Below are 19,697 nucleotides of genomic sequence, written 5' to 3'. Positions count from 1 at the left end.
GTTTACAACAATGGGGGATATCATTTGAAATGCGGGAATAATTTGGGACATGGTGTATTGGTGGCACATATGGTCGAACAGAATATTACTTTTGCTCTGGCTATTAATGTAAGTTGTAAGCTCATTAATTTCTATAAACAAACCTTAGTAGCTGATCTTTTTAAAGAATGTAAAGAATTATTAAATTAATTTTTTGTCAGTCACTCGCCTGACGTGGCTTGACCACAGGAGATGAGGAGTGGATGGATCCTGTCCAAGAACTAAAGGTCGTTTAATTCCCTTTGTCACCTCGTTTTAAGAGACTTACTGAAATTGTAAACCAACTTTCTAGATATAATTTTTATAGTTTTTTAAACGCACATCCTCACTATAGAAGAATAAATAAACACAGTTTATGAGAGGGGGCGGCCACGTTACCCTGTATTTGAATGAATCTTACCGATCATATTAACTTCTGTATTTATTTTTTCTAAAAAGTATGAGAATACGCACTAATCGGAATAAGAATAAAAATTTTAATACTTTTGCAACATGAATAAGTATCTTCTTTAAGCACGATTTCATCTTAATTAGTTAAATCCGATCGGAATAGCGCAGTTGCAGCAATTTAGGTAGAGGAATGTTTCCAATTAACAATAATGTTTCCGGATTAGCTTAAAAACAGAGAGTGGTATCAAAGAATCTTATATCAGAGCAAGACAACAACATTAACCTTGTTAAACCAACGATACCGAGACTATGCGTGGAGAGTAAAGCAAGTATGTGAACGTCCGCCCCGTGCCGCAATAACACTTCATTTGGAAGCCGGAAGAATAAGAAATTTGCAGGATGAAAATGTTAACAAACTAAGATTTTGACTGTAAAACACTACAAGTCTTCGATTTTTCTATATTGCGTTTGTAATTTCTTTAATATATTTTTTGTTGTTTCAAGGAAAAGGCGTTCTTTCTCGACTATTTTTTTTGGTGCCTTTTCAACGTAACTAGGGTTCTTTAATTTTTGTAGCGATTTTTCTTCCTCTCTTCGAAGTTTAATAATTTCCTTCATTAAACGAGCGAGCTCAATTTGTTTCTCGATTAAGCCAGCAATTGGAATGTGGACTTCGAGATGATCAATCACACCTGAAGCAGTGGCTGAAAGAGATTCATCACTTTTTGCCCATTGTAAATAGTTCACATTAGCTAATATTTTTATATAGCATTCTGTCTCTACTAATCGTTTTTTATCTTTTTCATCGCCCTTGTTTAAAATGACAGGCACTTGTTGAGTTGGAGAAATACCTGTTTCAGCGAGCAATGTTCGTATAGCGACAACAAGCTGTTTTAGCCATTCTACTTCATTTTCTGCTTCAAGATCTATTTTAGCTTTATCAAATTTGGGATAGCTTTCTGACATAATGCTATTATTAGCATTGAGACCAAGAAGAGGCGCTATTGTATGCCAAATTTCTTCGGTAATAAATGGTATAATCGGGTGAAGTAGCCTTAATAAAATTTCTAATACTTGAAGCAATGTTACTCGAGTACCTCGTAATTGCGCGGGGCTGGTATTTTCGTTATAAAGCTTACATTTAGCAAATTCAAGATACCAGTCGCAATATTCATGCCAGGTAAATTCATAAAGAATTTGAGCAAGTAAATCAAAACGATATTGTGCCAAGAATTTTTCGACTTTTTTAATAGTTTTTTGTAACCGCGTGCGGATCCAATGATCGGCAATATCAAAAGCCAACGGTTTATCGTGATTTAAGTCTTTTCCTTCCGTATTCATGAGCACGAAACGCGCAGCGTTCCAGATTTTATTACAGAAGTTACGATAGCCTTCAATGCGCCCTATATCGAAATTAATATCACGTCCCGTGCTCGCTAATGCACAAAATGTAAATCGTAATGCATCAGTTCCAAAATTCGGCATGCCATTCGGAAATTCTTTGCGCGTCATTTTCTCAATAACTGTGGCCATTTTAGGGTGTAACAAAGCGCGGGTTCGCTTTTCGATGAGTGCATTGAGTGAAATACCATCGATAAGGTCGATAGGATCAATCACATTCCCTTTCGATTTTGACATCTTTTTTCCTTGGCTGTCGCGAATTAAACCGTGGATATACACCTCACGAAAAGGAGCTTTGTGAGTCAATTTTAATCCCAGCATAACCATGCGTGCTACCCAAAAGAAAATGATATCAAAACCGGTGATTAATGCTGGCGTGGGATAAAAGGTTTCATATATTTTTGTTTTTTCAGGCCAACCTAATGTTGCAAAAGGCCAGATACTGGCAGAAAACCAGGTATCAAGAACGTCTGTCTCTTGTTTTAATTTTACATGCAGCGTCAAATGATGTTTTTTTCGGACTTCTTCTTCAGAATGCCCCACGTATACATTTTTTGCTTCATCGTACCATACGGGTAGGCGATGTCCCCACCATAATTGTCGACTAATACACCAATCCTGTATTTGGCTTAGCCATTGCAAGTAAGTTTTTTCCCAACTTGTGGGGATGAATCTTAATTTACCTTGGATAACCTCCTCAATGGCAGGTTTTGCAAGCGATTCCATTTTTATAAACCATTGATCGGTCAGAAATGGTTCGATGATTGCTCCTGAGCGCTCACCCCGAAGAATTGATATGCGATGAGGTTTTTTCTTTGCGAGTAAATTTTTACGCTCAAGGTCGGCAACAACTTTTTTCCTTGCCTCAAAACGTTCTAATCCTTGATAAGCCTTGGGAACGTTTTCATTTAGGAAGGCTTCCTGAGTAAGGATGTTGATTAAAGGTAATTGATGACGTTGACCAATTTCGTAGTCACGAAAATCGTGAGCTGGTGTAATTTTAACACAGCCGGTACCGAACTCACGGTCGACCATGGAATCTCCGATAATAGGTATGGTGAGATCGGTTAAAGGGAGATGGGCTTGTTTATCAATGTAATTTTGGTAACGCTCATCTTCAGGATGAACGGCAATAGCTACATCCCCTAGTAGAGTTTCTGGACGCGTAGTCGCTATGGTGAGTGTTCCTGAATCGTTCACTAATGGATAACGGATATACCAAAGCTCGCCGTCGATCTCTTCAGTAATGACTTCAAGGTCCGAGATAGCGGTGCGTAAAACTGGGTCCCAATTAACAAGACGTTTTTCTAGATAGATGAGTCCTTCCTGGTAAAGACGAACAAAAGCTTCCGTGGTCGCTCGTGACAGTCCTTCGTCCATGCTAAAACGCTCACGCGACCAATCGATCGAAAGCCCTAATCGCCGCATTTGGCCAATGATTCTATTTCCAGAACGTTCTCGCCATTGCCAGACCCGCTTGATAAAAGCTTGTCGACCCAAATCATGCCGAGTCATTCCTTCTTGAGCAAGTTGTTGCTCTACTACCATTTGAGTCGCTATCCCAGCATGGTCAGTCCCCCCTTGCCACAGTGTGCGTTTTCCCTGCATACGTTGGTAGCGGATTAAAGTATCCATGAGGGTTTGTTGAAACCCGTGACCCATATGAAGTGTACCAGTGATATTTGGAGGCGGAAGCATAATACAATAAGGGGGGCGGCGTCCTGTCCGACGAGTGTATTGAGATGATGTTGTTCCCAATAATCTGACCATTTCTTTTCGATAACTTTCGGATCGTATGTCTTTTCCATATTGGATCGTGCTCTGATAAGATTTTTAATTTTAACATAAAAAGGCATTGCTTGTTAGTGATTATATTTCGTTACCTTTGCAAAGAAATTTTGGGAACCTTATTAGCAACAACACTATTTCTCTTAATTATCTTTATTACGAACCAATTCGTGCATTATCTCAACGATGCTGCTGCTGGCAAAATTACAGTAAAAGCGGTGATGGAGGTTATGTCATTACAAGTCCCTCTATTATTGGGTTATTTGATTCCGTTGGGCTTGTTTTTGGGAGGATTATTAGCATTAGGGCGTATGACAGTGGATCATGAGCTAGTGGTGTTGGGAGCCTGTGGGGTTAGTCGTATAAAAATTGTGAAAATGATTATGGCACTTGCGTTGGCGGTCACTATTATCGTTGCATGGCTTATGTTATGGGTAGAGCCGAGAATGCAGTGGTATCAAGGGAAGATTTTAACCGACGCGGTTATGCAGTCTTCTTTAACGAAAATTATTCCTGGGCGTTTTCAGACGCTCAGCGACAATGGTCGGTTTTTAGAGGTTTTTTATGCAAGAGGTGTTAATAAGCATCAACAACAAATGACTCACGTTTTTCTCGCAAAAACAGATCTTAGTAAAGGACCTCAAGCTTATTTCGATCTCATTTTATCTGACAAAGCTGGTGAATTAGATAAAACTGGTGATGGCCGTTTCATTTTGTTTAAAAATGGGTTCCGTTACATTGGAAGACCTGGAAAATTGAATTATGACATAATGAAATTTAATGAATATGGTATTCGGCTAACATCACCATCAAGCAGCATTGACGCGCGTATTGAGGCTATACCGACAACTAAGTTATGGAAACTTTCTAAAACAAATCTGAAATCAGCAGCCGAATTGCAATGGCGTATTTCCATGCCTTTATCAGTTCTAGTGTTTGCATTGTTAGTAGTTCCGCTGAGCGAAGCAAATCCCCGAAAAGGAAAATTCGCACAGGTGCTGCCTGCCATTTTAATTTATATCATTTACGCTAATTTAATGTTTTTAGGGCGCACATGGGTTGCTAAAGGAGTGATTAATGCTGTTGTTGGATTGTGGTGGATTCATGGTCTATTGGCACTAGTAGCTGTTATTTTTCTATTTTTCCAATCGCAATGGTGGTTGCACTTTCGTGTAAGGAAAGAATCGTGCGCCTCTTAAATCGGTATATTCGTCACGCGGTGATTGGGGCGACGGGATTAGTAGTGCTTGTATTATTAGGTGTTGAAATTTTTATGGAATTTATTGGGCAATTGTCTCAAATTGGATTGGCTCATTTCAATTTTGGAAAAGCTGTTCTTTACGTATTGACACAGTTACCATCGGATTTATATCAATTGTTTCCTATAGCGGGATTTTTAGGCTGTTTAATCGGATTAGGGCGGTTAGCTTCAAGTAGTCAATTAATTGTAATGCAAACGGCAGGCATTTCCATCGCCGAAGTAGCGTGGTCCGTCGTAAAAGCTGCCTTACCGATGATTGTAGTTATAACTTTTGTAGGAGAATTTATTGCGCCTCCGTTAGAGGCTCGTGGTGAGGAAATGAAATCTGTAGCACTGGCGAAAGAAAAGGGTTATAAGTCGTTGGGTTCTATGTGGTTGCGGGATGCGGAATCCTTTATTTTCATAGGAGCTGTTAATTCTAGTCAGGAAATTAGCAATGTAAGCCGTTTTGTAATTAAAAATAATCAACTGTTATCAGCTGATTATGCGCCTAAAGGTAAATATGTGAATTGGCATTGGGTTTTGCAAAATGTGACACGATTGAGTTTCGGTGCCAATCAAATTAAAAAAATCCACTTGGCACAATTACTATTGCATGTGGTATTTAATCCAGATTTTATGCGCCAAGGCCAAAAAATGGTGGAGCAGGAATCTGTGATAAGGCTATATCGCATCATTCGTTATCGCTATGAATCAGGGCTTCAAACAGGTCAATATGTATTCGTATTTTGGCAACGCGCTATTCAGCCGTTGACAACCGATATCATGACTTGCTTGGGGGTGCCTTTTATATTTGGGTTGTTAAGGAAAGCTAATATGGGGCTTCGAATTTTGACTGGTGTGATTATTGGATTTGCTTTTTATATGTTAAATCAGTTTTTGGGGCCGTTTGCGATGGTTTATCAAATTCCGCCTGTTATAGCGGCGTTAATGCCTACAGTGTTATGTGTTGCTGCTTATGTTATTCTGCTCTGTATTTTTAATATAAGTTAATTGAAGGTTTTGATGTCATTAACGAAAGAAACAGTACGGCGTCGAACTTTTGCAATTATTTCACATCCGGATGCTGGCAAAACAACCTTAACCGAAAAATTACTGTTTTTTGGTGGGGTCATTCAGTTAGCAGGCACCATCAAAAGTCGCAAATCTACTCGACACGCGATATCTGATTGGATGGAACTGGAAAAGCAGCGGGGAATTTCAGTGACGACTTCGGTAATGCAGTTCCCTTATAGAGATTATTTAGTTAATTTATTAGATACTCCTGGTCATGAGGATTTTACCGAAGATACCTATCGGACTTTGACAGCTGTTGACTCTGTGTTGATGGTGATAGATGCAGCTAAAGGTGTTGAACCGCGCACGATTAAATTAATGGAAGTTTGCCGTTTGCGAAGCACGCCGATTACTACTTTTATTAATAAAATGGATCGGGATGTGCGTAATGCTATTGAGTTATTAGATGAAATTGAATCTATTTTTCACATTCATTGCGCGCCTGTCACGTGGCCTATTGGAATGGGAAAGTATTTTAAAGGAATTTACCATCTTATTGAGGATACTGTTTATTTCTATCGGGTTGGAGAACATGAACGGATGGGTAAGAGTGAAACAATTCAAGGGATCGACAATCCTGAATTAGATAAAAAAATAGGTGAGTTAGCTGACGAATTGCGCAATGAAATTGAATTGTTAAAAGGTGCAAGTCATGAATTCAATCAGAGTGATTATTTAAAAGCAACATTGACGCCGGTTTTTTTGGTTCGGCAGTAAATAATTTTGGTATTGCTGAGTTATTGGATGCTTTTATAAAAGATGCGCCGCCACCACAAGAGCGAGAAACGAATTTACGATTGGTTGGGCCTGCGGAACAAAAATTTAGTGGTTTTGTTTTCAAAATACAGGCTAATATGGATCCCGCACATCGTGATCGCGTAGCATTTTTACGCATTGTATCAGGCCAATATCAAAAAGGGATGAAGGTTTACCATGTTCGTCTCAGAAAAAAGATTCAAATCAATAATGCATTGATTTTTATGGCGGGTAAACGGGAAAATGCTGACAGAGCATGGCCTGGAGATATCATTGGTCTTCATAATCACGGCACTATTCAGATTGGAGATACTTTTACGCAAGGAGAAGATTTTAAATTCACTGGCGTTCCCAATTTTGCGCCAGAACTTTTTCGTTTAGTGCGACTCCGAGATCCGTTGAAACAAAAATCCTTATTGAAAGGATTAACACAATTATCGGAAGAAGGTGCAACTCAGCTTTTTAGACTGATTGATAGCAATGAGTTGATCTTAGGGGCCATTGGTTTGCTGCAATTTGATGTCGTCGCTTACCGATTAGAAAATGAATATAACGTAAAATGTATTTATAAAACAGTCAATATGTTCACGGCTCGTTGGATTTTTTGTGAGAATGGGGATCTATTAGAAACATTTAAAAAAGAAGAATCATGCAATTTGGCTTACGATGGTGGAGGATATTTAACTTATTTGGCACCTTCCCGTATTAATCTGGAAATTACGATAGAAAAATGGCCAGGGATTATATTTAGTAAAACTCGAGAAAATTAAAATTACCGCTCTGTAAACATATTTGTAAGACCAGTAGATTCTGTTTTAGCAGAGCAAGAGCTGATAACTTTAGAATGAGTGACTATCATTGTTATTTTTGTTTTTATTTCATTTTCTATGAGTTACAATGGAGCAGCGAGCAGCAGAGAAGTCAGTGTGCAGAATCTGGAACATTTTCAACGGGAGGGATGGCGTTTACCGTCCTTTACCATTCCGTTTTTTTCGGCAAAACTTATAAGGCACATCTAAACAGCAGATTAACAATTGAATTTATGCTGATTACTCGCTTTGAAAGCTCTTTGAAAATTGTCTGATTAGAAATCAATTGTTAGAACAAGTGAGTTTGCTTATGTTTCTTTTGTTGATACCATTACTCTTTGACCCTAAGAATTAAATTATGCATTAGGAGAGATTGATGGTGTGTTTATTCTGCAGAATTGCTAGCGGCGAAGGGAGCAAACTAATTTATGAAGACGATCAGGTTGTAGCTTTCCACGACGTTGACCCAAAGGCGCCAGTACATATTCTCGTTATTCCACGCCGCCACATTAGCACCATTAATGACAGTACTTCCAACGATGAAACACTTCTGGGGCATATGATGTTTATCGCAACGCAGTTAGCAAAAGAGAATAACATTGCGGAAAATGGTTATCGTTTAATATTAAATTGCAACCGCGGCGGAGGGCAGGCAGTGTTTCACATCCATCTCCATTTACTTAGCAGCCATTAAATGTGCTAGCCATCCGGTTGAGGGTCACATCTATGACGAATGATATGCTCGAAAAAAATATTCAAACATTATTTGCATCGCTTGGAGAAAATCCTGAGCGTGAGGGTCTAAAAAAACGCCTAAACGTTTTTTAGGAATGTTGAAATATCTTACAAATGGTTACCAGAAGAATCTCAGTGCTTTAATTGATGAGGCTATATATCAGTCTGATATGGACGAAATGGTCATCGTCAAAAACATTGAGATTTATTCCCTTTGTGAGCATCATTTACTGCCTTTTTTGGCAGGTGTCATATTGCTTACCTGCCCAACGGAAAAATTATCGGCATTTCAAAGCTTGGCCGTATCGTCGATATGTTCGCTAAACGTCTTCAGGTGCAAGAAAATTTAACGAAGCAAATCGCTGAATCAATATTAACTGCGACAGACGCTAAAGGTGTTGGCGTTATCATTGAAGCCAGGCATTTATGTATGATCATGCGTGGCGTTGAAAAACAAAATTCAGGTATGACGACTTCCATGATGCTTGGCACATTCCGCAAAAACGACCGTACTCGTTTAGAGTTTTTGAATTTATTTAGGGATTGAGGTACAATTCCCGCATGGCCTACTCCATCGGCCGAGGTGGCGAAACTGGTAGACGCGCCGGACTCAAAATCCGATGGTGGCAACACTGTGGGGGTTCGATTCCCCCCTCGGTACAGATCCCCGTCAATCCCACTGGTGTTTGATGTCTGGTTCTGGCGCCAGTATTTTTCTGCGAGCTGTCTCTTTAAACTCCAATCTTTGATCTTTTTTGATTGAATAAAGAATAAACTGGCCACTATGACAGAAGAAATGTTTAGTGTTTAGAAAAAATGTAAACAGTTGTTTGATTTTCGGGGGCCCGGTTTATCCGTGCTAATATTTCTCATATAGAGGACCGGAGCTGCTATTTTGCCTATTGAAGCTCTCATATCACCAAATCTGCATTTAATCTGCGTCAGATCCTTTATTTTAGTTCCATAACCAATCAGGAAAAAAGTGACTAACTTATCCTTATTTATATATAACTTCTGGATTTATCAGTCTCCTCCTTTTTAGGTTAATAGGTTAAGAAGACGTTACTTATCGAAAAGTTCGTTTTCTTCAAATCGATCTCGAATTAAATGTCAATCATTATTGATAAATAACACTTTTCAACTGCAAGCCCATAACTTAAACATTAAAGGAGGCAATCGCTTTTAGAATTATTTGTTATCTTTCTTGCATAAAGCTAACTAAATTTAAATCTGTATTCTCTTTAATCGTTTTGGCATTTAAAGAGGGTATTCCGTCGTTTACACTACGGGATACCCTCTAAAATTTTACGATTAAAACATCTCTTCATCTACTCCGAACTAAGAAGCCCCTTATCCTTTGAATACTAAGATTGTTTTGTTCTTCTGTACTGTAATACAAACTCTGCAAAGCTGGTATAAACAATTCCTGCTTGTTAAAGCATTATAACAATACATCAGGTCTTTTTCTGTATATTTTCGCGTAATATCGTGTAATCTTAACGAATATGAAATTATAAAAAATTCTTCACTTAAAATTTGAAAGAAACCATTCATCTTGACGAACATCTTTCATTGACGTTGTGCTGCCCCCCGACCAAATGATTCATGTTCGCCCTACACTGCTGATTACAATTATTCATAGAAAGGAAGTTAAGGCACTCACCATAAAAATAGATGATAGTATTTTTATCAAATTAGATCTCCATAGAGCAATCGTTGAAAGTTACTGAACTCAAAAATTAACTTTATTTAAGACCAAATCTTGATATTTTCACTTCAAAAACAATGGCTGACAATGTTAATGTCAAGGACTGCGTTTATCGCAGATATTTTCCTGTTAATTGGGCGGGCTGTGGCTTGATTACGCCAAGCTACTCTCTTTTTGCTTCAGAAGTAATATTCATTTTTAGGACTCAATCACTATTGGTGCGCAGACCAGGAAAATCCATCACAGGACATTAAGCCGAATCCTAACTTACTTGACGGAACACAACCGACTTTGTGTATCCGTCGTATTACACACCGAATATGCCTTTCATTCATCCTAATTTTATTTTTCTTCTTCTTGTATTTCCTTTATTTCTGATCCAGCTTCTATTTGGGCTTCTCCCTTTTCAGATTCTAGAGGATTGCGTAACGTTTCAATATCCTCGAATAACCCATTAAGTAATCGATTCATTTTTATTAATTCTTTTTCTTGTTCCTCATGCGCTTTTTTCAACCGTTGAGTGAGTACACTTAATTCAGCAATTTTAACCCCGATGGGATCATCAGAATCCCGGTTAGGAGTGGCCACTTCTGGTCTGATTATTGATTTTATATTATTTACAATGCACTGAAAATCGAATTTCTTATTTGAAGTACTCATGATAATAAACCTCTATAAATTCTACAAACAATTTAATCTTGCCACTAGCTGTTTCCAATCCGTTGAAACTTCAGGTAATTTTTGCGACGCTGACATTAAAACACGAGTAATGCCATTCTGTGTTTTCCCATTTCAGCAGTTCCCAAATTAACTCCTACCCGTACAGTTAACTGCTCTTCTTCTGTTGTGAAGAATATCAAATCACTCATCCAATTGATTTTTTACTTCTACTTTTTGACATGATGTCAGAAACTTATTCCAACATTTTGATTTTATAGATATTGCCCCTCCGATGAGGAGCATTAGACAATACTAAAGGTATAATGTCAACTTACCGCATTCATATTTTCTATAAACAACTGCAATTTTCGACGACCTTGAAACTCATTAATATCCAAACGATAAGCTAAATGAACATAGTCACACTGAAAATTAGGCCATTGCCTAAGATCAGCATTAAAAGAAATGCCATCTAGATAATAATCATCACCAGGCACTTGCAAAATCAGCTTTAAATGACGTTGACCCACTACCCGCTGGTTAATTAGTTTAAAGCGTCCATCAAAAAGTGGCTCAGGAAATCCTTCCCCCAAGGACCCGCATTGTATATCAGTAACGCTAGGTCAAGTGTCAGCTCATCTGAAGTTAGCTCACCATCAGTGATTAATTTCGGTCGATGATCATCTTCACTCAATTGATTTGCAACTTCTTGAGAAAATACATGCTGAAATTCCTCAAATCGACTAGCAGGTAAGCTTAAACCTGCTGCCATTGCATGTCCCCCAAATCCAGTAATTAACCCAGCGTGTTTTATTGCAATTGCTTCCAATACATTGCGAATATGTAGTCCGGTAACTGAGCGAGCTGAGCCTTTTAAAATATTGTCATTCATTTTTGCAAAAGCAATCGTTGGACGCTGGACGTGCTCTTTCACTCGCGAAGCGACTAATCCCACGACGCCTTGATGCCATTCTTTGTGATACAAGCATAACCCGGAAGGTAGATTGTGATTTAAATTTAATGCATCGATCGCTGCGAAAGCTTCCTTTTTCATTTGTGATTCAATAACTCGACGTTTTTTATTCAAATCATCCAACTGATAGGCAATATCCAAAGCGAAATCCCTATTATTTGCCAATAAACAGGCAACACCCAAACTCATATCATCTAATCGACCTGCTGCATTTAATCGTGGACCGATGATAAAACTTAAATCTATAGCCCGTATTTTTTCGTACTTTCTTCCCGATACTTCCAGAAGAGCTAAAATCCCTGGGTGTGCCTGACCTGACCGAATACGTTGCAATCCTTGATAAACCAATATCCGATTATTTTTGTCAAGAGGTACGATATCAGCGACAGTGCCTAATGCTACAAAATCTAAAAATTTAGCCATATTGGGATAACCAAGACCATGATCTTCAAACCAATGATTTTTTTTAAGCTGTGCGCGAAAAGCAAGCATAAGATAAAAAGCTACACCAACTCCAGCTAAATACTTGCTTGGAAATTGATCCCCTTCACAATTAGGATTAACAATAGCGTGAGCAGGCGGCAATATTTCCCCCGGTAGATGATGGTCAGTTACTAAAACATCTATACCTAACTGATTAGCACGAGCTACGCCAGCATGACTTGAAACCCCATTATCAACTGTAATAATTAACTCTGGCCGACTAGACGCGGCAACGTCAACAATTTCATAGGTTAAACCATAACCATACGCAAATCGGTTGGGCACTAAATAAGAAACATTCTTTACTCCAAAGGCACGTAATGCGCTGACTACTAATGCAGTACTCGTTGCACCATCGGCATCAAAATCGCCGATAATCATAACATGTTGCTGTTCTTTTAACGCTTTTACCAAGCGCTCGACTGCCTTGCCAATATTAGATAATGAGGAATACGGCAACAAACTTTTTAAATCTCTTGATAATTCATCAGGAGAGTTTATATCTCGCGCCCGATAAATTCTTTGTAAAACAGGATGAAAATGCCTAAATCCATCATGCAATTTAGGAATTGCTCGCCGCACAATTTTCTTATCCACGAAAACTTCTTTTCTTTTTAGTATTAAGTAATTTTAATTATTTAAACCATAACAACAACTATACTCAGGATACAAGATTATTACTCAAATTTACTTTTAAAATTCAAAAAAAATGATTTTTTTATTTACAAGATTACCTTATTATAAAATAAATTAAATTTTTCGGTAAAATATTCGAATTAACGATTGCCCCTGCGGTTTGATCGGTATTGGTCGTTAATATGTATGAGTAGAGGTGACCTGCTATTTTTCGTCTCGCGAACAGGGGTGCTAATCGAGATCCTTACAATTAATTTTTTAATTTTTAGGTTATACTCTTACACCTTAAGGGTCAGTATATATAGCTTAAAAATGAGAACGAATTCAAATTCGTCATGATTAATGCTTTCTATAATGAAAAATTTCCTGCCCTGGACATTGACGAGGATTTTTTTCTACGCAAACAATTAGTTAAAGACACAGAGGCCTTTTTCGAATATTATACCCACCCTGAAGTAGCTCGCTATATTCTTGCCTCAAATCCTCGAAATTTAGCTGAAGCAACGGCTGAGATCCATTGCTGTCGAGATTTATTCAAACATAGGTGTGGGATTTATTGGACGCTAGCCCGAAAAAAGATGACTATATGATTGGTGCCATCGGTCTCTACATCAATAATCAACATTATCAGGCTGAAATTTGCTACGATCTCTCCCATCAATACTGGAACCGGGGCATCATGACAAAAGCTATTAAAATAGTCATCTATTTTTCTTTTCGTCATATCCCTATTAACCGAATCGAAGCCGTTACGCTAAAAGAAAATGTTGCATCTGTTGCGACACTCAAAAAATAGGATTTGTACACGAAAGTACAATAAGAAAATACCGTTACTTCAATGGCCAGTCCTATAACATTGAAGTCTTTGCTATCACACCCAAGATGATAACTCAAAAACCCTTCTCTCGTTTTGAACATATAGCAATATAGCAGCATATCTAAAGAATTAAATTCATAATTCAAGGCATAGCCTTGAATTATGAATTATGTTCAATTAGACATTTTCATTCTGATTACTCTTCTCCTGATGATCACTCGCTTAGGCAAGCGTACCTGTAACAAATTCATTCTTTAATCATTTAATCATGCTTATTCTTGCTTCTGTTGTTTTTTTGTGGGAGATACTCAGGGCATTTACTTCAGTCAATCTTTTTACAGAACGCGGGGATTGTATATTTTTGGAACTTGATGCCACCACCTGCTTTTATCGCCTTTGAAATTGTTTTTATCGTCCTATTAGGATCTTTTAGCTTCGTTGTCACAAACCCGCCCACACATCTCAAAAACTTGATCTAACGCCAGAAAAATTTTCTTTATCCTTATTTTCAACAACTATTATGTGCTTATACTGGTGTATGCTTATGCTGGTTTAGCAACCCATTGGACAGAAGGTAGTGGTGTATATCCGGTGGATTATTGTCTTTTATTTCTTTCCAACTCTGGGAGAAATCCCGCTTTCTATATGCTCTTCCCAAGATTCCCAATCACTTGATTGGCCTGAATGGTAAAAGCCCAGATCCGTTGACAGTTTTAGATCATCTTTGGTTAGCTCGTTGTTTACTTATCGAATAGTGAAAACTGCGGTATCACCGCTACTCTACGGCCAAAAACCGGTAAGAGGAGATTGAAATAGCGTCGGAAAACACACACTTTTCTATAGGTGATTGACAAAAACCATCGAACGGCATCGAAGTGGCATAAAGTCCACGTTGCTGTCTATGGCACGACTCTGGAAAAACGCTTAACTGGTAAATTTGTAACCTGCAGTGTATCAGTTCGAATTCCCCGCTCAGTCATGACTCTCGGATGTGATTATCTGGAAGATTGATAACCCAGCACAAACGCAGATCTCTATCGAATTGCTGCCATTTTATTAGAGACAATATGTGAAATTGAATTACCAGAAACGAATCCCACGGATGGAAAAGGTGTTTTAACAGAAAAACTCGTCTTTGTCCCGATATGCTCGCACTGAAGAGGAGCTACTTGGTTGGATAAGATAATTTAAATAAATTGAAATAATTTTCTGTCGTTTTTCGTGCAATCTCATCAACTGCAATATTTTTTAATTTAGCAATGCGCTCTGCTACATAGCGCACATATTGCGGCTCATTTTTTATACCACGATAAGGAACCGGCGTTAAATAAGGTGCATCGGTTTCAATAAGTATTTTCTCGAGCGGTGTTCTTACAGCAACTTCAGCAATATTGGCTGCGTTTTTGAAAGTAATAATACCAGAAAAAGAAATATAAAAACCTAACTCTAATGCTTGTTTGGCTATATTCCAACTTTCGGTAAAACAGTGCATTACCCCACGCACCATTTTAGCATTTTCTTCTTGCATTATTCGAATCGTATCGATAGGCGCATTGCGCGAATGAATGATCAGGGGTTTTCTCAATTTCAATGCCGCTCGAATATGAGAGCGGAAACGATCGCGCATTATTTCCAATCCACTGTTATTGTAATAATAATCTAAGCCCGTTTCTCCAATCGCAACGACTTTAGGATGATCTGCTAGTTTTATTATTTCCTGCGTTGTAGGTTCATGATTTACTTTCTCGTTAGGATGCAATCCTACACTTGCGGATACGTTCTTAAAACGTTCTGCAATTTCAATGATTGTTTGTGCATGTACTAAATTAGTACCTACACAAAGGATATGATCTATACCTTTAATTTTCGCTTTTTTAACCAACACGCTCAAATCTCCTTCATAGGGTTTGAGATCAAGCATATTTAAGTGACAGTGAGAATCAACAAACATGATTATGATTCATCGCGATAGTTAAAAATACTTCTTCCAACAACAACTGTAGATTGATTGCAACTACACTTTCTACCAGACGCCATGCTTCTTGCAACTGTTGCAGCAATAAGAGCACTTTCTCCAAAGAGAATGCTACCTTTAGTTTTTGCAGCATAGGCAAACGATTTTGATTCACAACAAAATCATCAGCATTTAATTGAAGCCGAAGAACATCCATAAAAATCATTATCAATATCTGCAAAACTAATTTGGGATTTTCTCTTAATAAAGTATTTACTACACTGATAGCATGTTCGGATTGTTCAATAGTATTTAGCATCGAGTTAAACAAATTATCCCGCAGTGACAAAAAATTTGTTATCTCTAATTCAAGTGCAGATAAGGGAGACTGATTAGTAATTTTTAGCAATTGGAGGGCTTTAGGAAGATCACTATTTATTTTTTTTGCAACCACTGAACAGTAGCATCATGCGCGCATGGAGTAAATGTTAACCGTTGACAACGGCTAATTATAGTGGGTAATAATACACCAATCCGATGGCTGACTAGAAGTAGTAATACCTGCCCACTAGGTTCTTCTAATGTTTTCAGAAAAGCATCAGAAGATGCACGATTCATTGCTTCGGCAGGATGAATAATAGCTACTTGATAATGGCTACAGTGAGATGTTTGATTAAGATCATGTATAAGATCCCTAATTTGATTAATCTTAATTATTTTGCTTTTTTCTTGCGGGGTCAAAATAAAAAAATCAGGATGACTAGTAGCGCAAAATAAATGACAGCTGCGACAATCACCACAAGCCACTTCCTTTTTATTTTCACAGAGTATAAATTCTGCTACTTTTTTTGCAAAATCAACTTTACCTAAACCACGATTGCCTACTAAAAGTAGTGCATGTGGTAATCGTCCTTGTAGATAAGAAGATCTTACTTCATTCCATTGTTTTCGTTGCCAAGGATACATCACATTTCCTCACGTCACATATTGTTAATAACGGTTTAATCGTTCTTGATATCTGTTCTTTGACTAAAGACACTTCTTGATCAGCGTCAATTACTCGAAAACGCTGAGGCTCCCGTCTGGCCATTGTTAAATAGCTCTCTCGTACACGTTTGAAAAATTCTAAATCTTCAGCTTCAATTCGATCTTTAGCCCCTCGACTATCAATCCGACTTAATCCTACTGAAACTGGCGCATCCAGCAATAATATTATGTCTGGTTTTAAATTGCCATGTACCCACTGAGCTAATGCTTCGATATGTGCAACGGGAATTCCACGTCCGCCACCTTGATACGCAAAACTGGCGTCAGTAAAACGATCTGATAATACCCACTTCCCTCTTCGTAAGGCAGGCAAAACTACTTGAGCAATATTCTGTGCACGTCCTGCAAACATCAGCAACAATTCTGTATTAGGGCACATCATTTCCGTATAATGATCCAATAAGATATGACGAATTGCTTCCGCAATCGGTGTCCCCCCGGTTCTCGCGTGACGATATAAGGAATACTTGCCGCATCGAGTTTTTCGCGTACATAGTCAAGTGCTATTGTTTTCCCAACCCCTTCAATTCCCTCAAACGAAATAAAACGACCCCGTCTAGTTTCCATCTCTTTCTCCAGTCAATTTTAAATACGACATCATACCCAAAAAACTGCAGTACTATAGAGAGCTTCTTCTTATCTGATTTTTTCACTTGCCTGGGGCCTTTATAAGTTTTTGAAAAATATGGCCCCATCATCCTCTCAACCATATAATATAATGCGTTACCTCCTGCCGGATTAAGCGCAGCAAGAATAGATTCTTGTAACAACAGCATGTCAATAGATGTTGGTGGTAATCCATAATGCTGGAAAAGTATTGTAGGTGGTATTTGTCATTCAATCTTCTTTGTAATTCGACTATGACCAGGGTTACCCAAACCGTATTATACGACCGTCGGATCTACTTGCCACTTGTAACAGCATTTTCTTTTTAAACGGCGTACAATAACGCCAGAAATTTCAGATCACTCTTCTCGGGTAGCACGGTTTCTGTTTCTACTAATAAAGCTACAATTAAAGCCTGATAAATATTTTATAAGCTAATTTTGCGCTGATGTCATTAAGACATTTAAAGCTTTGTATGTGTTGGTAAGATTCACAGAGTATTTTAATGTCACTATCACCTCAAGTAAAAAATACGTATTAGGAAATAATCCTTCCGGGCGCTGATTGAGGTAAACTAATTGGGTCGTAATTTGTTAACCCGTTAAGCTAGTGATTGTATATTTAACATGTAAAGTCTCATATCCGACGGAATGTAACTCTCAATAAAGTAATGCTGTTCTGTTTTACCTTTTCTGCTGCAACATTATCAAGCAAACCCGCGGTGTCGTGCTTCGAGAGTTATTTTGATATTTTCCTGTTTTGAACAGCGGAGCATCTCTTGTTAATTGGGCTAACCAAATAAAAATGAGAATACTGAAGTGTAGATCACGCTTATGTTCTTCTTAATATAATGGTCCCATTAGTTCCGCCAAATCCAAACGAATTGGACATCACTGTATCAATTCTCATTTGACGTGCTTCTTTAGGAACAAAATCCAAATCACAATCGTCAGCTGGACATTCAAGATTGATAGTTGGTGGAGCGACATTATTCAAAATAGCTAAAACAGAAATGACCGTTTCGATGGCTCCTGCTGCTCCCAGCATATGTCCTGTCATAGATTTTGTAGAACTGATAGCTAACTTATAGGCATGATTCCCAAAGGTTTTTTTGATTGCCAGAGCTTCGAGAGGATCTGCTGCTGGAGTTGAAGTACCATGTGCATTGACATAATCAATAACCTCTAACGAAATACCGGCATCTGTAAGAGAATTTTCCATACAAGCTCGAAAACCTTCGCCGTTCGGATCAGGTGCGGTTATATGATAAGCGTCTCCACTCATTCCAAAGCCAATCACTTCAGCATAAATCGTCGCATTGCGTTTTTTCGCATGTTCTAATTCTTCAAGAACGATACAAGCTGCCCCCTCTCCTAACACAAATCCGTCACGGTCTTTATCCCATGGTCGGCTCGCTTTTTTCGGCTCATCGTTCCGGCAAGATAAAGCGCGTACTGCCGAAAAACCACCGATACCTAAAGGTGTAGTCGCCATTTCAGTGCCACCAGCAATCATTGCGTCTGCATCATTATGGGCAATAATTCGCGATGCATGTCCGATGTTATGAAGACCAGTGGCACAAGCAGTAACGATCGAAATATTAGGTCCTTTAAGATTATATTTTATTGAAACTATTCCTGGAGCCATGTTGATAATGGCACCAGGAATAAAAAATGGAGAAATTTTTCGAGGATCTGATTCCAAGAGTCTTTGATGGCTTTCCTCAATCCACGGCATACCACCAATTCCTGAGCCAATCGCAACGCCAACCCGATGTGTATTTTCATCGTCAATCACTAATCCTGAGTTTTCAAGCGCCTGCCGAGAAGCTTCTGCTGCAAATTGTACGAAAATGTCATTTTTACGCGCTTCTTTCGGTGTTAACGCTAAGGTAGGATTAAAATTCTTTACCTCAGCTGCTATTTTGGTGGGGAAAACAGAAGTATCAAAACGGGTGATTGGCCCCACGCCGCTCTTGCCTTCCAAAAGCGAACGCCATGTATCAGAAACAGTGTTCCCCAGAGGGGTGACTGCTCCCAAGCCAGTAATAACGACGCGTCGGCCCTCTAACACCGTACTCCTCAAAGCATATGTAGAAAATATATTCGCTAATTTGACGGGAAAAACCGCTCAAACAACACGGCTACTGTTCCACAATCCACCAAGGGCTTGCTGTGGGATACTAAGGGAAGGCGACTTTAAAATCAAGTCGTTTTCTCCAAAATCACCAAATTCATTAACTAGTCAGTTGATACGTTCGCCGAATGCGCCTTAATATAATCGATCGCTTGCTGGATCGTTGTTATTTTTTCCGCTTCTTCATCAGAGATCTCTGTTTCAAATTCTTCTTCCAATGCCATTACTAATTCTACAGTATCTAAGGAATCTGCCCCTAAATCATCAACAAAGGAAGCATCATTAGATACCTGATCTTCCTTGGTAACACTTAGACCTAATTGGTCAATGACGATCTTCTTGACTCGTTCTTCAACTGTTGCCATGTTTGGCTCCCCTTTTAACTTAAAATTGACTTGATCAATAGTAACATTTTGTCACTACTATTCAACAATAGTAGACA

The 19,697-nt window shown here is 38.5% G+C and carries 12 protein-coding genes, 1 tRNA gene and 5 pseudogenes; 9 read left to right on the top strand and 9 right to left on the bottom strand.

What is annotated here, in order from left to right:
- The first annotated feature begins 24 nt into the window (after window positions 1-24).
- On the top strand, window positions 25-189 hold the full coding sequence (locus LG660_RS00350; RefSeq protein WP_258267457.1) for a hypothetical protein: 165 nt from the start codon (window positions 25-27) through the stop codon (window positions 187-189).
- Between the two features lie 678 nt (window positions 190-867).
- Here the strand turns inward: LG660_RS00350 and LG660_RS00345 are convergent.
- Window positions 868-3,638 (bottom strand): annotated as a pseudogene (locus tag LG660_RS00345) (valine--tRNA ligase).
- A gap of 57 nt (window positions 3,639-3,695) precedes the next feature.
- On the opposite strand from LG660_RS00345, the gene lptF reads away from it, so the two are divergent.
- The 6 genes and pseudogenes from lptF to LG660_RS00315 all read left to right on the top strand — a co-directional run bounded on the left by lptF (window position 3,696) and on the right by LG660_RS00315 (window position 8,897).
- Window positions 3,696-4,817, top strand: a complete 1,122-nt coding sequence (gene lptF / locus LG660_RS00340; RefSeq protein ID WP_258267455.1) for an LPS export ABC transporter permease LptF — start codon at window positions 3,696-3,698, stop codon at window positions 4,815-4,817.
- Window positions 4,805-5,872, top strand: a complete 1,068-nt coding sequence (gene lptG / locus LG660_RS00335; RefSeq protein ID WP_258267454.1) for an LPS export ABC transporter permease LptG — start codon at window positions 4,805-4,807, stop codon at window positions 5,870-5,872. Before lptF ends, lptG begins: the two co-directional genes overlap by 13 nt.
- Before the next feature lie 12 nt (window positions 5,873-5,884).
- A pseudogene (locus LG660_RS00330) lies at window positions 5,885-7,461 on the top strand (peptide chain release factor 3).
- 412 nt (window positions 7,462-7,873) lie between these two features.
- On the top strand, window positions 7,874-8,194 hold the full coding sequence (locus LG660_RS00325) for a histidine triad nucleotide-binding protein (RefSeq protein ID WP_444861383.1): 321 nt from the start codon (window positions 7,874-7,876) through the stop codon (window positions 8,192-8,194).
- A 136-nt stretch (window positions 8,195-8,330) separates the two neighbouring features.
- A pseudogene (folE, locus tag LG660_RS00320) lies at window positions 8,331-8,782 on the top strand (GTP cyclohydrolase I FolE).
- A 29-nt stretch (window positions 8,783-8,811) separates the two neighbouring features.
- A tRNA-Leu gene (locus LG660_RS00315) sits at window positions 8,812-8,897 on the top strand.
- Window positions 8,898-10,285: 1,388 nt separating this feature from the next.
- Here the strand turns inward: LG660_RS00315 and LG660_RS00310 are convergent.
- Window positions 10,286-10,603 carry a hypothetical protein gene (locus LG660_RS00310; RefSeq protein ID WP_258267452.1) on the bottom strand — a complete coding sequence of 106 codons (318 nt, stop codon included), beginning with the start codon at window positions 10,601-10,603 and terminating at the stop codon, window positions 10,286-10,288.
- Between the two features lie 326 nt (window positions 10,604-10,929).
- Window positions 10,930-12,656 (bottom strand): annotated as a pseudogene (recJ, locus tag LG660_RS00305) (single-stranded-DNA-specific exonuclease RecJ).
- A gap of 595 nt (window positions 12,657-13,251) precedes the next feature.
- Between recJ and LG660_RS00300 the strand changes: the two are divergent.
- Together LG660_RS00300 and LG660_RS00295 are read left to right on the top strand one after the other, a co-directional pair.
- On the top strand, window positions 13,252-13,491 hold the full coding sequence (locus tag LG660_RS00300; protein ID WP_258267451.1) for a GNAT family N-acetyltransferase: 240 nt from the start codon (window positions 13,252-13,254) through the stop codon (window positions 13,489-13,491).
- A gap of 864 nt (window positions 13,492-14,355) precedes the next feature.
- Complete coding sequence (locus LG660_RS00295) at window positions 14,356-14,523, top strand: hypothetical protein (RefSeq protein WP_258267450.1); 168 nt, start codon at window positions 14,356-14,358, stop codon at window positions 14,521-14,523.
- Between the two features lie 154 nt (window positions 14,524-14,677).
- On the opposite strand, the gene LG660_RS00290 is transcribed toward LG660_RS00295, so the two are convergent.
- The 6 genes and pseudogenes from LG660_RS00290 to acpP form a co-directional block, all read right to left on the bottom strand.
- Complete coding sequence (locus tag LG660_RS00290; RefSeq protein WP_258267449.1) at window positions 14,678-15,463, bottom strand: TatD family hydrolase; 786 nt, start codon at window positions 15,461-15,463, stop codon at window positions 14,678-14,680.
- Window positions 15,453-15,920, bottom strand: coding sequence for a DNA polymerase III subunit delta' C-terminal domain-containing protein (locus LG660_RS00285; protein WP_258267448.1), 468 nt, complete (start codon window positions 15,918-15,920; stop codon window positions 15,453-15,455). Before LG660_RS00285 ends, LG660_RS00290 begins: the two co-directional genes overlap by 11 nt.
- Window positions 15,902-16,432, bottom strand: a complete 531-nt coding sequence (gene holB, locus LG660_RS00280) for a DNA polymerase III subunit delta' (RefSeq protein WP_258267447.1) — start codon at window positions 16,430-16,432, stop codon at window positions 15,902-15,904. The genes LG660_RS00285 and holB overlap by 19 nt, the downstream gene beginning before the upstream one ends.
- Window positions 16,401-17,080, bottom strand: a pseudogene (gene tmk, locus LG660_RS00275) (dTMP kinase). The gene holB and the pseudogene tmk overlap by 32 nt, the downstream one beginning before the upstream one ends.
- Window positions 17,081-17,950: 870 nt before the next feature.
- Window positions 17,951-19,192 carry a beta-ketoacyl-ACP synthase II gene (gene fabF / locus LG660_RS00270; RefSeq protein WP_258267446.1) on the bottom strand — a complete coding sequence of 414 codons (1,242 nt, stop codon included), beginning with the start codon at window positions 19,190-19,192 and terminating at the stop codon, window positions 17,951-17,953.
- Window positions 19,193-19,359: 167 nt separating this feature from the next.
- The gene (gene acpP / locus LG660_RS00265) at window positions 19,360-19,620 is read right to left on the bottom strand and encodes an acyl carrier protein (protein ID WP_258267445.1); all 261 of its coding nucleotides are present in this window, start codon (window positions 19,618-19,620) and stop codon (window positions 19,360-19,362) included.
- Between the last annotated feature and the right edge of the window lie 77 nt (window positions 19,621-19,697).

This window comes from Coxiella-like endosymbiont (assembly GCF_024730665.1).
Classification (GTDB): Bacteria; Pseudomonadota; Gammaproteobacteria; order Coxiellales; family Coxiellaceae; genus Coxiella.
The sequence above is the reverse complement of the archived record's forward strand: the minus strand, read 5'-3'. Positions and strand labels throughout refer to the sequence as shown.